General features: G+C 71.3%; 15 protein-coding genes. 10 read left to right on the forward strand and 5 right to left on the reverse strand.

Annotated features, from left to right (window positions below):
• Window positions 1-14: 14 nt before the first annotated feature.
• Together AC07DO_RS33610 and cofC are read right to left on the reverse strand one after the other, a co-directional pair.
• Entirely contained in the window at window positions 15-218 is a 204-nt protein-coding gene (locus AC07DO_RS33610; protein WP_030787468.1) for a hypothetical protein, read from the reverse strand.
• Between the two features lie 14 nt (window positions 219-232).
• Window positions 233-868, reverse strand: coding sequence for a 2-phospho-L-lactate guanylyltransferase (cofC, locus tag AC07DO_RS33615; protein WP_479065161.1), 636 nt, complete (start codon window positions 866-868; stop codon window positions 233-235).
• 155 nt (window positions 869-1,023) lie between these two features.
• Between cofC and AC07DO_RS33620 the strand changes: the two genes are divergently transcribed.
• From AC07DO_RS33620 to AC07DO_RS33630, 3 genes are read left to right on the forward strand one after another with little or no spacing between them, the layout of a single operon-like run.
• Window positions 1,024-1,800: a lysophospholipid acyltransferase family protein gene (locus AC07DO_RS33620; protein WP_479065163.1), complete on the forward strand. Its 777-nt coding sequence runs from the start codon at window positions 1,024-1,026 to the stop codon at window positions 1,798-1,800.
• Window positions 1,801-1,817: 17 nt separating this feature from the next.
• A complete protein-coding gene (locus AC07DO_RS33625) occupies window positions 1,818-2,825 on the forward strand; it encodes an NAD(P)H-dependent glycerol-3-phosphate dehydrogenase (RefSeq protein WP_479065420.1) in 1,008 nt (335 codons plus the stop codon).
• A 45-nt stretch (window positions 2,826-2,870) separates the two neighbouring features.
• On the forward strand, window positions 2,871-4,028 hold the full coding sequence (locus tag AC07DO_RS33630; protein ID WP_479065165.1) for a D-alanine--D-alanine ligase family protein: 1,158 nt from the start codon (window positions 2,871-2,873) through the stop codon (window positions 4,026-4,028).
• Between the two features lie 24 nt (window positions 4,029-4,052).
• Here AC07DO_RS33630 and AC07DO_RS33635 read toward each other — a convergent pair whose 3' ends face one another.
• Together AC07DO_RS33635 and AC07DO_RS33640 are read right to left on the reverse strand one after the other, a co-directional pair.
• Entirely contained in the window at window positions 4,053-4,559 is a 507-nt protein-coding gene (locus tag AC07DO_RS33635; protein ID WP_479065167.1) for a DUF3515 domain-containing protein, read from the reverse strand.
• A gap of 20 nt (window positions 4,560-4,579) precedes the next feature.
• Complete coding sequence (locus AC07DO_RS33640) at window positions 4,580-4,813, reverse strand: Lrp/AsnC family transcriptional regulator (RefSeq protein WP_016642988.1); 234 nt, start codon at window positions 4,811-4,813, stop codon at window positions 4,580-4,582.
• A gap of 212 nt (window positions 4,814-5,025) precedes the next feature.
• On the opposite strand from AC07DO_RS33640, the gene AC07DO_RS33645 reads away from it, so the two are divergent.
• Together AC07DO_RS33645 and thiD are read left to right on the forward strand one after the other, a co-directional pair.
• On the forward strand, window positions 5,026-5,994 hold the full coding sequence (locus AC07DO_RS33645; protein ID WP_479065169.1) for a thiamine-phosphate kinase: 969 nt from the start codon (window positions 5,026-5,028) through the stop codon (window positions 5,992-5,994).
• The gene (thiD, locus tag AC07DO_RS33650; protein WP_479065170.1) at window positions 5,991-6,797 is read left to right on the forward strand and encodes a bifunctional hydroxymethylpyrimidine kinase/phosphomethylpyrimidine kinase; all 807 of its coding nucleotides are present in this window, start codon (window positions 5,991-5,993) and stop codon (window positions 6,795-6,797) included. The genes AC07DO_RS33645 and thiD overlap by 4 nt, the downstream gene beginning before the upstream one ends.
• Window positions 6,798-6,879: 82 nt before the next feature.
• Here the strand turns inward: thiD and rpmB are convergent, their stop codons facing one another.
• A complete protein-coding gene (rpmB, locus tag AC07DO_RS33655) occupies window positions 6,880-7,065 on the reverse strand; it encodes a 50S ribosomal protein L28 (protein ID WP_016642993.1) in 186 nt (61 codons plus the stop codon).
• A gap of 238 nt (window positions 7,066-7,303) precedes the next feature.
• Between rpmB and AC07DO_RS33660 the strand changes: the two genes are divergently transcribed.
• The 5 genes from AC07DO_RS33660 to AC07DO_RS33680 all read left to right on the forward strand — a co-directional run bounded on the left by AC07DO_RS33660 (window position 7,304) and on the right by AC07DO_RS33680 (window position 13,567).
• A complete protein-coding gene (locus tag AC07DO_RS33660; protein ID WP_479065172.1) occupies window positions 7,304-8,980 on the forward strand; it encodes a DAK2 domain-containing protein in 1,677 nt (558 codons plus the stop codon).
• A 50-nt stretch (window positions 8,981-9,030) separates the two neighbouring features.
• Entirely contained in the window at window positions 9,031-11,232 is a 2,202-nt protein-coding gene (recG, locus tag AC07DO_RS33665; RefSeq protein ID WP_479065174.1) for an ATP-dependent DNA helicase RecG, read from the forward strand.
• A gap of 53 nt (window positions 11,233-11,285) precedes the next feature.
• Window positions 11,286-11,879, forward strand: a complete 594-nt coding sequence (gene rsmD / locus AC07DO_RS33670; protein WP_479065175.1) for a 16S rRNA (guanine(966)-N(2))-methyltransferase RsmD — start codon at window positions 11,286-11,288, stop codon at window positions 11,877-11,879.
• Between the two features lie 26 nt (window positions 11,880-11,905).
• Window positions 11,906-12,385 (forward strand): pantetheine-phosphate adenylyltransferase, encoded by a 480-nt coding sequence (gene coaD, locus AC07DO_RS33675; RefSeq protein ID WP_190329651.1) that lies wholly within the window; start codon window positions 11,906-11,908, stop codon window positions 12,383-12,385.
• 111 nt (window positions 12,386-12,496) lie between these two features.
• Window positions 12,497-13,567 (forward strand): cell division initiation protein, encoded by a 1,071-nt coding sequence (locus AC07DO_RS33680; RefSeq protein WP_479065177.1) that lies wholly within the window; start codon window positions 12,497-12,499, stop codon window positions 13,565-13,567.
• Window positions 13,568-13,619: the final 52 nt, after the last annotated feature.

Genomic DNA, 13,619 nt, shown 5'->3' on the forward strand with positions numbered 1-13,619 from the left:
ACCGGTTCCACGGATCAGAACGTCTGCAGGGTCACCAGGGTGATGCGGCGCGCCTCGCCCTCGCCGTCGACCTCGATGCGCACCCGCTGCCCCGGCCGCAGCAGCCGAAGCCCGCCCGCGTCGAAAGCGGGGGCCTCGAAGGGCACCGGAGTCCCGTCGTCGAGCAGCACACTGCCGCTGCGGGTCTCGGAGTCGTACGTGTACGCGGTCGCCTGCATGGAAGGCAGCGTACTCAGTCGGAGATGAGCAGGCCCGCCGCGGTCTCGGCGGTGCGGGGTCCCACACCGAGCAGGAGAGCGGCGCGCAGGTCCTCTCCCGTGTCCACGTCCCGGCGTACGGAATCGACTCCGGCGAGCGAGAGTTCCACCGCTCCCGACGCGGCGTGCCGCGCCCGCGATGCCGTACCGAATACGGGACGCAATTCCGAACCCGCTCCCGCGCACAGCAACGTCGTCCCGATTCCTTCGGCATCCGGAAGGAATGCGCGGGGAAATGGGGCGGCGTCTTCGAGGGCCCGTGCCAATTCCAGGGGGCGCAACGCCGGCAGATCGGCGTTCAGGGCCGCAACGGGCGTTTTCGGCCGCTCGGCGCGCACGAACGCCGCTCCGTGCGCCAGGGCGGCGTTCAGGCCCTCTCCCGGCTCGTCCGGCACGATCCGGGCGCCCAGCGCCGCGAGCTCACGACCCGCCAGGGCGTCGTCCGTGACGACCACCACATCCCGTACCGCCGGGCAGGCCACCGCGGCGGCCACGGTGTCCTGCGCGAACGCCAGGGCCAGGCCGGGCCGCAGGCCGTCCCCGGAGGCGGCGGCGAGCCTGCTCTTGGCGCGCGCAAGCGGCTTCAGGGGGATCACCAGGGTCCACTGCACGAGAGCTCCGTCCTTCGCCTCGCGCCCATTGTGACCTGCTGGAGGGCCGGTGCACGGGGTGGCCGGGAAGGGGTGGGCGTACGGTGTTCTCGACAGACAGGCAGCCTGGGGCGACACTTGTGCGGCCGTCCGGGTTCATGGAGGAAGGTGTCCGAGTGTCCCGCCGCAGAATCGGCTTCTGGTACCGCCTGGCGGCGGTCATTGCTAAACCGCCGCTCGTGGTTCTGTTCAAGCGGGACTGGCGTGGAATGGAACACATTCCGGCCGACGGAGGATTCATCACGGCGGTGAATCACAACTCGCATATCGACCCGTTCTCCTACGCGCACTACCAGTACAACACCGGACGAGTGCCGCGTTTCCTGGCGAAGGACGGCCTTTTCAAGCGCGGCTTCGTCGCCAAGGTCATGAAGGGCACGGGCCAGATCCCCGTCTACCGCGAGACCACGAACGCCCTCGACGCCTTCCGTGCCGCCGTCGCCGCCATCGAGCGCGGCGAGTGTGTCGCCTTCTACCCCGAGGGCACCCTCACCAGGGACCCCGACATGTGGCCGATGACGGCCAAGTCCGGTGCCGCGCGGGTCGCCCTGAAGACCAAGTGCCCGGTGATTCCCGTCGCCCAGTGGGGCGCCAACCTCGCCCTGGCGCCGTACAGCAAGAAGCCCGCCTTCTTCCCGCGCAAGACCCTCCAGGTGAAGGCGGGACCGCCGGTCGACCTGTCGCGCTTCTACGACAAGGAGCCGACGCCCGACGTGCTGCGCGAGGTGACCGAGACCATCATGGCCGCGATCACCGAACTCCTGGAGGAGGTCCGGGGCGAGAAGGCCCCCGATACGCCGTACGACCCGCGCAGGGCACGGCTGGAACAACGACGCAAGGCAGACCGCGGAGCCCGGGGTTCCGCGGAGAGCACCTCGGAGGACAGCAAGTGACGAACCCCGTGAACTCGGTGCGCCCCGTGAAGGCCGCCGTCTTCGGAACGGGCTCCTGGGGTACGGCCTTCGGCATGGTGCTCGCCGACGCGGGCTGCGACGTCACCCTGTGGGGCCGCCGCGCCGAACTCGCCGACGCCGTCAACTCCACGCGGACGAACCCGGACTACCTGCCCGGCGTGCGGCTCCCCGAGAACCTCCGGGCGACCTCCGACCCGGCCGAGGCCGCCGCCGACGCCGACTTCACGGTCCTCGCGGTGCCCTCGCAGACGCTGCGCGGCAACCTCGCCGAGTGGGCACCGCTGCTGGCCCCCGGGACCGTCCTCGTCTCCCTCATGAAGGGCGTCGAACTGGGCTCCGCCATGCGGATGAGCGAGGTGATCGAGGACGTCACGAAGGTCCCGTCGGACCGCGTCGCCGTCGTCACCGGACCCAACCTCGCCCGTGAGATCGCCGCGCGGCAGCCCGCCGCGGCCGTGGTCGCCTGCCGGGACGAAGCCGTCGCCCAGCGCCTCCAGACGGCCTGCCACACGCCGTACTTCCGCCCGTACACGAACACCGACGTCGTCGGCTGCGAGCTCGGCGGCGCCGTGAAGAACGTCATCGGCCTCGCCGTGGGCATCGCGGACGGCATGGGCCTCGGGGACAACGCCAAGGGATCGCTCATCACGCGCGGCCTCGCCGAGACCACCCGGCTCGGCCTCGCCATGGGCGCCGACCCGCTGACGTTCTCCGGACTCGCGGGCCTGGGCGACCTGGTGGCCACCTGCTCCTCGCCGCTCTCGCGCAACCACACCTTCGGCACCAACCTCGGCAAGGGCATGACCCTGGAGGAGACCATCGCGGTCACCAAGCAGACCGCCGAGGGCGTCAAGTCCTGCGAGTCCGTGCTCGATCTGGCCCGCAGGCACGGTGTCGACATGCCCATCACGGAGACGGTCGTGGGCATCGTGCACGAGGGCACGCCCCCGATGGTCGCCCTCAAGGACCTCATGTCGCGCAGCGCCAAGCCCGAGCGCCGCTGAGGCACGCCTGACTACTGCGGGACCAACGGGTACTCTCAACGCGATATGAGCAGCGAGAACCTCCCCCAGAGCCCTGAGCAGCCGCTCCGCAAGCCGCGTGTGGCCGTCGTGTTCGGCGGCCGCAGCTCGGAGCACGGCATCTCCGTCGTCACGGCCGGTGCCGTGCTGCGCGCCATCGACCGCACCAAGTACGACGTCCTGCCGATCGGCATCACCACGGACGGCCGTTGGGCGCTCACCGCCGACGAGCCCGAGCGGATGGCCATCACCGACCGCACGATGCCGAACGTCTCCGAACTCGCCGACTCCGTGGAGGGCGGCGTCGTGCTGCCCCTGGACCCCGGCAACCGCGAGGTCGTCTACAGCGAGCCCGGCTCCGTGCCCAAGGCGCTCGGCGAGGTCGACGTCGTCTTCCCGATGCTGCACGGTCCCTACGGAGAGGACGGCACCCTCCAGGGTCTGCTCGAACTCTCCGGAGTGCCGTACGTCGGCTCCGGAGTCCTCGCCTCGGCCGTCGGCCAGGACAAGGACTACATGAAGCGGGTGTTCTCCTCCTTCGGGCTGAACGTCGGCCCGTACCTGGTGATCCGCCCCCGCGAGTGGCGGCAGGACGAAGAGGGTGCCCGCCGGCGCATCGCGGAGTTCGCCGGCGAGCACGGCTGGCCGCTGTTCATCAAGCCCGCGCGTGCGGGCTCCTCGATCGGCATCACGAAGGTCGAGTCCTTCGAAGGCCTCGACGAGGCCATCGCCGAGGCCCAGCACCACGACCCGAAGATCCTCGTCGAGGCGCTGCTGCGCGGCCGCGAGATCGAGTGCGGCGTCCTGGAGTTCGAGGACGGGCCGCGCGCGAGCGTCCCGGCCGAGATCCCGCCCGTGCAGGCGCACGACTACTACGACTTCGAGGCGAAGTACATCGACTCGGCGCCCGGGATCGTGCCCGCCCCGCTGACGCCCGAGCAGACCGCGGAGATCCAGCGGCTCGCCGTCGAGGCGTTCGAGGCGGCGTCCTGCGAGGGCCTGGTGCGCGCGGACTTCTTCCTCACCGAGGACGGCCGGTTCGTGATCAACGAGATCAACACCATGCCGGGCTTCACGCCCATCTCGATGTACCCGCAGATGTGGGAGAAGAGCGGCGTCAGCTACCCCGAGCTGGTCGACCGCCTCATCCAGGCGGCCCTCGACCGCTCCACGGGCCTGCGCTGACGCGGGACCGGTACGCCGCCCCCGTCAGGACGACGCGGCGATCCCCTTGGGAATCGTCTTCTTGACGGGGCCGGCGAAGTCCGTGAGCGGGCCGAGGCCTTCCGCCGTCCGCTCCTCGGGCAGCGTCACCTCCACGTAGGCGAGGCGCGCACCGGTCGTGAAGGTGTACGACCCGTCGTCCCGCTTCTCCAGGAGCCAGGCCACGCCGTTCACCTTCACGCCGTTCTTCGGTGCGTAGGAGAGGTCGATCATCTTGGGGGGCCGCGGCACGCCGCAGCGCAGTATGATCGCCGGGTCTCCCCATCCCGCGGTCAGCTCGGACTTCGGCCCGGGGTCGGTGCGCCCCAGCCCGTCGACCTTTTCCGGCAGCTGTTCGTGCAGGTCCCGGCAGAGACTCGCGGCCTTCGCGTCCGGGGACGGAACCACCACTGACGCCTCGTCGTCCGTACCTGAACAGGCAGCTGTCGTGATCGACAGGGCGAGGACGGACATTCCTGCGAGGCAGCGGCGCCGGAGGTGGGGGAAGTTCACCGGGCCAGGGTAGACGGGGGCTACAAGTGCACGACCGGGCAGGTCAGAGTTCTGGTGATGCCGTCCACCTGCTGGACCTTGGCGACCACCATGCGGCCGAGTTCGTCCACCGTGTCCGCCTGGGCGCGCACGATGACATCGTAGGGTCCGGTCACGTCCTCGGCCTGGATCACTCCCGGGATCTTGCCGATCAGCTCGGCGACGGTCGACGCCTTGCCGACCTCTGTTTGGATCAGGATGTACGCCTGTACCACGGAACCTCCAGGGCGGCCACGAGGATCATGTGGGGGGAGAAAGGGACGCCACGGTACCGCGTCGCCGCTCGCCGCGGGGAGACCCGGGCGACCTGTGGCGCGCACATCGCGGTGGACGGACAGCAGAAGTTGACGGTCACGTCGACCGTACCGACGACAGAGACGGCTCGCGACCGGGGGCCGGGCAGCTTGAAAGGGCATGGTGAGACTCGGTGAAGGGATCCGTGGGCGAGTTGGGGGAGTTCGGGCTCATCAGAGAGCTCACTTCACGGCTCACCTCCACGCCGGCCGTACGGCTCGGCCCGGGCGATGACGCGGCGGTCGTGACCGCCCCGGACCGCAGGGTCGTGGCGAGCACCGACATCCTCCTCGAGGGGCGGCACTTCCGCCGCGACTGGTCGACCGCGTACGACGTGGGCCGCAAGGCCGCCGCGCAGAACCTCGCCGACATCGCGGCCATGGGCGCCGTGCCGACCGCGCTGCTGCTCGGCCTCGTCGTGCCCGCCGAACTCCCCGCGAGCTGGCCCACCGAGCTGATGGACGGCCTCAGGGACGAGTGCCAGGTCGCGGGCGCGGCCGTCGTGGGCGGCGACGTGGTGCGCGGCGACACGATCACCGTCGCCATCACCGCACTCGGCGACCTGCGCAACCACGAGCCCGTCACGCGCGCGGGCGCCCGGAGCGGCGACGTCGTCGCCGTGACGGGCTGGCTCGGCTGGTCCGCGGCCGGACACGCGGTGCTCTCCCGCGGCTTCCGCTCCCCGCGCGCCTTCGTGGAGGCGCACCGCAGGCCCGAACCGCCCTACCACGCGGGCCCCGCGGCCGCCGGTCTCGGCGCGACCTCCATGACGGACGTCAGCGACGGCCTCATCGCCGACCTCGGGCACATCGCCGACGCCAGCAAGGTGCGGATCGACATCCGCTCCGGAGACGTCGACGTGCCCTCCCAGATGAACGACATCGGGCAGGCCGTCGGTGTCGACCCGCTCCAGTGGGTGCTCAACGGGGGCGAGGACCACGCCATCGTGGCGACCTTCCCTCCTGACGTGAAACTGCCCGCCCGCTGGAAGGTCATCGGCGAGGTCCTCAACCCCTCTGCGCTGCCCCAGGTGACCGTGGACGGCGCCCCGTGGACCAGCAAGGGCTGGGACCACTTCGGGGACGACGGGGACACCGAGTGACCGCCCCGCCGCGTGTTCTGACCGTCGCCGGGTCCGACTCCGGCGGCGGCGCGGGCATCCAGGCCGACCTGAAGACGATGCTCGCCCTCGGCACGCACGGCATGAGCGTCGTCACGGCCGTCACCGCGCAGAACTCCTTGGGTGTGCAGGGCTTCTGGGAGCTGCCGGTGGAGGCGGTGCGGGCGCAGTACCGCAGCGTCGTCGACGACATCGGCGTACAGGCCGTGAAGACCGGCATGCTCGCCTCGGCGGCGTTGGTCGAGACGGTCGCCGAGCTGCTCGCGGGCACGGACGCGCCCGCGGTCGTCGACCCGGTCGGCGTCTCCAAGCACGGCGACTCACTGCTCGCCGCGTCGGCGCTGGACTCGGTCCGTACGAAACTGCTGCCGGCCGCCACGGTCGCGACTCCCAACCTCGACGAGGTCGCGCAGCTCACCGGCGTCGAAGTCGACTCCGAGGACGGCCTGCGACGCGCGGCGGACGCCGTCCTCGCTTACGGGCCGAAGTGGGTCCTCATCAAGGGCGGCCACCTCCGTGGCGACGCCGTGGACCTGCTCACCGACGGCTCCGAGGAGCACGTCCTGCGCGCCCCCCGGCACGACAACCGCCACACGCACGGCACGGGCTGCACCCTGGCCAGTGCGATCGCGTCGCAGCTGGCGAAGGGGCAGGGCGTGCCGGAGGCCGTCGTGGCGGCCAAGGAGTACGTCACGGGGGCGATCGCCGAGGGGTTCGCGCTCGGCGGCGGGATCGGTCCGGTGGATCACGGCTGGCGGTTCGGGGCGGACGCGCCCAACGGATGACGGATCGCGGATAGACGAAAGAGCCGGTTCCCCCGAAGGGGAACCGGCTCTTTCAGCAACCAGCTAGGTGGCCGCGCTGGCGTCAGCGCGAGACCTTGCCGGCCTTGATGCACGAGGTGCAAGCGTTGAGGCGCTTCGGCGTCCCGCTCACCACGGCACGCACACGCTGGATGTTCGGGTTCCAGCGACGGGGCGTACGGCGGTGCGAGTGCGAGATGTTGTTGCCGAAGCCCGGCCCCTTGCCACAGACGTCGCAGTTGGCAGCCACGGGTCACTCCAAGACTTCAGATGCACTTACGGTTAATCCCGGCATGCCGGGATCAGTGCAATGATCGAGGTGGCGTTGCCAGGAGGAATGGCCCGATGCGTATCGGGCAACCGGAGCAGCATACAACGACTGCTTCGGTACAACGAAACTACCACGGACGGCCCGGCCCCCGCCCCGGGCCCTCCGTTCACGCTGGGTCTACGCTGCGTCCATTCCGGATGGTCAAGGAGGCGAACAGGTGCCGCAGAACCTCGACGCGGTCGCGGTGCGCGCCTGGTGCCGACTGGCTCTGGACGCCCTCGGCAGGGCCCGCGAGGAGATCGACTCGATCAACGTCTATCCGGTCGCCGACGGAGACACCGGGACGAACCTCTACCTGACCGTGGAATCCGCCTCCCAGGCGGTGGACGCGGCGTTCACGGGCCACGATCCCGCGCTGCCCTCGCTGGCCGAGACGGTGCGCGCGATGGCGCACGGAGCGCTCATAGGCGCCCGTGGCAACTCGGGCACGATCCTGTCGCAGCTGCTGCGGGGGATGGCGCAGGTCATCGCCGCCGAGGGGGCGCCGAGCAGTGAGGCAGATCACGTCGCCGGGCAGGTCCTCGAGCGCGCGCTGCGGCAGGCCGCCGAAGCCGCGTACCAGGCGGTCGCCCACCCCGTCGAAGGCACCGTCCTGACGGTGGCCACCGCGGCCGCCGACGCGGCGACCGGCACCGGCGGCGACTGCGGGGCGGTGGCCAGGGCGGCGTACGACGGGGCCTGCGCGGCGCTGGACGCGACACCGGAACAGCTTCCGGCGCTCGGCCGCGCGGGAGTGGTGGACGCCGGGGGCCGGGGCCTCGTGGCGGTCCTGGGGGCGCTGACGGGCGCCCTGTCCGGCGAGACCCTGACGCCGAGAGGCGCGGCACACGCCAAGGGCCCGGGCCACGGCCACGCGCGCGTGGAGGCCGTCGAGTGCGAGGACGCACCTGTCGAGGAGGGCGGCCCCGCCTTCGAGGTGATCTACCTCCTGGAGGCGGACGACGACGCCGTCACCCGGCTGCGGGCCCGCCTCGACCGGCTCGGCGACTCACTCGTCGTGGTCGGCGGCGACGGGCTCTGGAACGTCCACGTCCACGTCGACGACGCGGGAGCGGCCGTCGAGGCCGGCGTGGAGGCGGGCCGCCCCCACCGCATCCGGATCACCCACTTCGCAGCGGACGACGCGCACACCACCACTCAGCGCACCGCCGCCCAGCCGCCCCGGGAACGCGCACAGCGGGCCGTCGTCGCCGTCGTGCCCGGGGAGGGTCTCGCCGGGCTGTACTCCGAGGCCGGGGCGACCACCGTGCCCGCGCGCGTGGGGGAGCCGCCCGCCAGCGGCGAACTCGTCGACGCCATCCGGCGGGCCCACGCCCGCGAGGTGGTGCTCCTGCCGAACGACGCCGAGCTGCGGCACACCGCGGCCGCCGCCGCGGAACAGGCCCGCACCGAAGGCGTACGCGTCGCGCTCATCCCCACCCGCTCCGCGGTCCAGGGCATCGCGGCCCTCGCCGTGCACGAGCCGGACCGCCGCTTCGACGAGGACGTCGTCGCCATGACCTCGGCGGCCGGCGCGACCCGGTACGGCGAACTGGCCGTCGCCGAGCGGCAGTCCTGGACCATGGCGGGCATCTGCCAGACCGGCGACGTGCTCGGCCTGATCGACGGCGACGTGGCCGTGATCGGCTCCGAGGTGGCCCGCACCGCCGTATCGGTCCTCGACCGGATGCTGTCGGCGGGCGGCGAGATGGTCACGCTCGTACTCGGCGAATCCGTGCCGGACAACGTCGCGGAGCACCTGGAGAAGCACGTGCGCGAGGCGTACCTGGCCGTCGACACCGTCGTCTACCGCGGCGGCCGCCAGTCGGCGCTGCTGCTGATCGGCGTGGAGTAGCCGGGCGGATCCCGGGGACCTGCACCGCATTGTCAGTGGCGTGGTGTGCAATGGATCTCGTGCCTGCGCTCGAAGAACCCCTGAAGAAAGTGGTCGGCCCCGCCACCGCGAAGGTGATGGCCGAGCACCTCGACCTGCACACGGTCGGCGACCTCCTGCACCACTACCCCCGGCGGTACGCCGAGCGCGGCGAGCTCACCCGCCTCGCCGACCTGCCCCTGGACGAGCACGTCACGGTGGTCGCGCAGGTCGCGAGCGCACGCATCCTGAAGTTCAACGGCGGCCGCGGCCAGCGCCTAGAAGTCACGATCACCGACGGCAGCGGCCAGGTCCAGCTCGTCTTCTTCGGCCGCGGCATCCACAAGCCGCACAAGGACCTGCTGCCCGGCACCCGCGCGATGTTCGCGGGCAAGGTGTCGGTCTTCAACCGCAAGATGCAGCTGGCCCACCCGGCGTACGAACTGCTGCGGGGCGACGGCGACGAGGCGGGCGAGACCGTCGGCTCCTGGGCCGGCGCCCAGCTGCCGATCTACCCGGCCACCGCCAAGCTGGAGTCCTGGAAGATCGCCAAGTCGGTCGACATGGTCCTGCCCAGCGCCCAGGAGGCCCAGGACCCGCTGCCGCCCTCCCTCCGCGAAGGACGCGGCCTGATCCCGCTCCCCGAAGCCCTCCTGAAGATCCACCGGCCGCACTCCAAGGCGGACATCACCGCCGCCCGCGACCGCCTCAAGTGGGACGAGGCCTTCGTCCTCCAGGTAGCCCTGGCCCGGCGGCGGTACGCGGACGCCCAGCTCCCCGCCGTGGCCCGCAGACCCAAGCCCGGTGGCGTCCTCGACGCGTTCGACGCCAAGCTGCCCTTCACGCTCACCGACGGCCAGGAGAAGGTCTCCAAAGAGATCTTCGACGACCTCGCGACCGAACACCCGATGCACCGCCTCCTCCAGGGAGAGGTCGGTTCGGGCAAGACGATGGTCGCGCTGCGCGCCATGCTCGCCGTCGTGGACGCGGGTGGGCAGGCCGCGATGCTCGCGCCCACCGAGGTCCTCGCGCAGCAGCACCACCGCTCCATCGTCGAGATGATGGGCGAGCTGGCCGAGGGCGGCATGCTGGGCGGTGCCGAGCACGCCACGAAGGTCACGCTCCTCACCGGCTCCATGGGCGCGGCCGCCCGTCGGCAGGCCCTGCTCGACCTGGTCACCGGTGACACGGGGATCGTCATCGGCACCCACGCGCTGATCGAGGACAAGGTCCAGTTCCACGACCTGGGCCTCGTCGTCGTCGACGAGCAGCACCGCTTCGGCGTGGAGCAGCGCGACGCCCTGCGCGGCAAGGGCAAGCAGCCCCCGCACCTCCTGGTCATGACGGCCACGCCCATTCCGCGGACCGTGGCGATGACCGTCTTCGGCGACCTGGAGACGTCCGTCCTCGACCAGTTGCCCGCCGGGCGCTCGCCGATCGCCAGCCATGTCGTCCCCGCCGAGGACAAGCCGCACTTCCTGGCGCGCGCGTGGGAGCGCGTGCGCGAGGAGGTCGAGAACGGCCACCAGGCGTACGTGGTGTGCCCCCGCATCGGCGACGAGGAAGAGGATCCCAAGAAGGCCAAGAAGAAGGCCGAGGAGGAGGCCACCGCAGAGAAGCGGCCCCCGCTCGCGGTCGTCGAGGTCGCCGAGCAGCTCGCCCGCGGCCCGCTGAGCGGCCTGAAGGTCGAGGTCCTGCACGGCCGCATGCAGCCCGACGACAAGGACGCCGTGATGCGCCGCTTCGCCGCGGGCGAGACGCAGGTCCTCGTCGCGACGACGGTCATCGAGGTCGGGGTGAACGTACCGAACGCCACCGCCATGGTGATCATGGACGCGGACCGTTTCGGCGTCTCCCAGCTGCACCAGCTCCGCGGCCGTGTCGGCCGTGGCTCCGCCCCCGGCCTCTGCCTCCTGGTCACCGACATGCCCGAGGCCAGCCCCGCCCGCGGCCGCCTCGGAGCGGTCGCCGCCACACTCGACGGCTTCGAGCTCTCCCGCATCGACCTGGAGCAGCGCCGCGAGGGCGACGTCCTCGGTCAGGCCCAGTCCGGCGTCCGCTCCAGCCTGCGGATGCTCGCCGTCATCGACGACGAGGAGATCATCGCCGCAGCCCGCCAGGAAGCGGTCGCCGTGGTCGCCGACGACCCCGACCTCGAGCGGCTGCCCGCGCTGCGCACCGCACTGGACGCCCTCCTCGACGCGGAGCGCGAGCAGTACCTCGACAAGGGCTGACCGGGCAGTACGCCATATCGTGGGACGACCACCGTCCAGCCAGAAGGAATCAGATGACCCGCGTGATCGCCGGCACGGCCGGCGGACGCCGCCTGGCCGTCCCGCCGGGCAACGGCACCCGCCCCACGTCCGACCGCGCGCGCGAAGGCCTCTTCTCCACCTGGCAGGCCCTCCAGGGCACGCTCCACGGGGCCCGCGTCCTCGACCTGTACGCGGGCTCCGGAGCCGTCGGCCTGGAGGCGCTGTCCCGCGGCGCCGCCCACACCCTGCTCGTCGAGGCCGACGCGCGGGCCGCGCGCACCATCCGCGAGAACGTGAAGGCGGTCGGCCTGCCCGGCGCCGACGTACGGGCGGGCAAAGCCGCCCAGATCGTCCAGGGCGGGGCTCCCACCAGCCCGTACGACCTCGTGTTCCTCGACCCTCCGTACGCCGTCAGTGATGACGATCTTCGGGAGATCCTCCTCACACTCCGCTCGGAGGGCTGGCTCACGGACGACGCGCTCGTCACCGTTGAACGCAGTACAAGAGGCGGTGTCTTCGGCTGGCCGGAGGGTTTCGAGGCCCTCAGGTCCCGTCGCTACGGCGAAGGGACGTTTTGGTACGGTCGCGCCGCCTCTACGTGCGACGACTCAGTGATCGCGCCATGACCGGACCGGAGAGCGAGGGACTCACGTTGCGCCGCGCCGTCTGTCCGGGGTCATTCGACCCCATCACCAATGGACACCTCGACATCATCGCCCGCGCCTCCAAGCTGTACGACGTGGTGCACGTCGCGGTGATGATCAACCAGTCGAAGAAGGGCCTGTTCGAGATCGAGGAGCGGATCGAGATGATCCGCCAGGTCACCGCCGACTTCGGCAACGTCGAGGTGGAGTCCTTCCACGGCCTCCTCGTCGACTTCTGCAAGCAGCGCGACATCCCGGCCATCGTCAAGGGCCTGCGCGCGGTCAGCGACTTCGACTACGAACTCCAGATGGCCCAGATGAACAACGGCCTTTCGGGCGTCGAGACCCTGTTCGTGCCGACGAACCCCACCTACAGCTTCCTCTCCTCCTCGCTGGTCAAGGAGGTCGCGGCCTGGGGCGGCGACGTCGCGCACCTGCTGCCGCCGCTGGTCCACGAGGCCCTCGTCGAACGCCTGGGCAAGAAGTGACCCGTCGGCAGGATCGCTGACGGTTCGTCACCCGGTGTCGGGCGGGCGGCCACTGGCCTTACAGTCGTCCCGTCCGTCTCACAACCAGCTGTAGAGAGTGGCGAGCACACGGTGGACGTGCAGAAGAAGATCGACGAGATCGTCCAGGCGGTCGGCAGCGCCCGGTCCATGCCCATGTCGGCCTCGTGCGTGGTCAACCGCGCCGATCTGCTCTCGATGCTCGAAGAGGTGCGCCAGGCCCTGCCGGGCTCCCTCGCCCAGGCCCAGGAGCTCATCGGCGGCCGCGAGCAGCTCGTCGAGCAGGCCCGCCAGGAGGCCGAGCGCATCATCGAGTCCGCGCACGCCGAGCGCGGCTCCCTGATCTCCGACACCGAGGTCGCCCGCAACTCGCAGAGCGAGGCCGACCGCATCCTCGCGGAGGCCCGCCAGGCCGCCGAAGACGTCCGCGTCGAGGCCGACGACTACGTGGACAGCAAGCTCGCCAACTTCGAGGTCGTCCTCACCAAGACCCTCGGCTCGGTCGGCCGCGGCCGCGAGAAGCTCCTCGGCACCGGACCCGGCCTCGACGAGCAGGGGTACGAGGACGAGGACGCCCCCGAGCGCAGCCACGACCCCGAGACGCTGCGCCGCAACGCCGACGCGTACGTGGACGCGAAGCTCGGTGCCTTCGAGGCGGTCCTCGCCAAGACCCTCGAAGCCGTCGGCCGCGGCCGCCAGACCCTGCACGGCCGGGCCCCCGCCGACGAGCTCGGCACCCTGGGCGAGGGCGCCGCCACCCAGGGGCACACCACCGACGCCGAATACCTGGCGGACCTCGCGGGCCCGTCGCCCGCGGCGAGGCCGTCACCCGCCGCTGAGCCCGCCCCGCCGCAGCCCGCCCAGGCCCCGCCGGTCCCGGCCCAGCAGCCCTACGCGCCGCCGCAGCAGCAGCCCGATCCGTACGGCTACCCGCAGCACGACGGGTACCAGCAGCGGGACCAGTACGCGTACCAGCAGCCCTACGGCCAGCAGGACCCGTACGCGTACCAGCAGCAGGACCAGTACGGCTACCAGCAGCAGGGCTACGAACAGCCTCGCTACGAAACGCCGGCCGCGACGCTCGAAGAGGCCAGCCTCTTCGACACGACCATGATCAGCGCCGAGCAGCTGCGCCAGTACGAACAGGGGCGTCAACAGCCCTGACGGACCGGATTGGGCCGAGAGCGAAAGGTCAAGTATCCTGGCTCTTCGGTCG

It is taken from the genome of Streptomyces sp. NPDC045678, assembly GCF_056432085.1.

What these genes read in the sequence shown, in the direction of transcription:
- recG (WP_479065174.1), top strand. Translation starts at nt 9,031, where the DNA reads ATGGATCTCGTGCCTGCGCTCGAAGAACCCCTGAAGAAAGTGGTCGGC.
- AC07DO_RS33610 (WP_030787468.1), bottom strand. Translation starts at nt 218, where the DNA reads ATGCAGGCGACCGCGTACACGTACGACTCCGAGACCCGCAGCGGCAGT.
- AC07DO_RS33630 (WP_479065165.1), top strand. Translation starts at nt 2,871, where the DNA reads ATGAGCAGCGAGAACCTCCCCCAGAGCCCTGAGCAGCCGCTCCGCAAG.
- rsmD (WP_479065175.1), top strand. Translation starts at nt 11,286, where the DNA reads ATGACCCGCGTGATCGCCGGCACGGCCGGCGGACGCCGCCTGGCCGTC.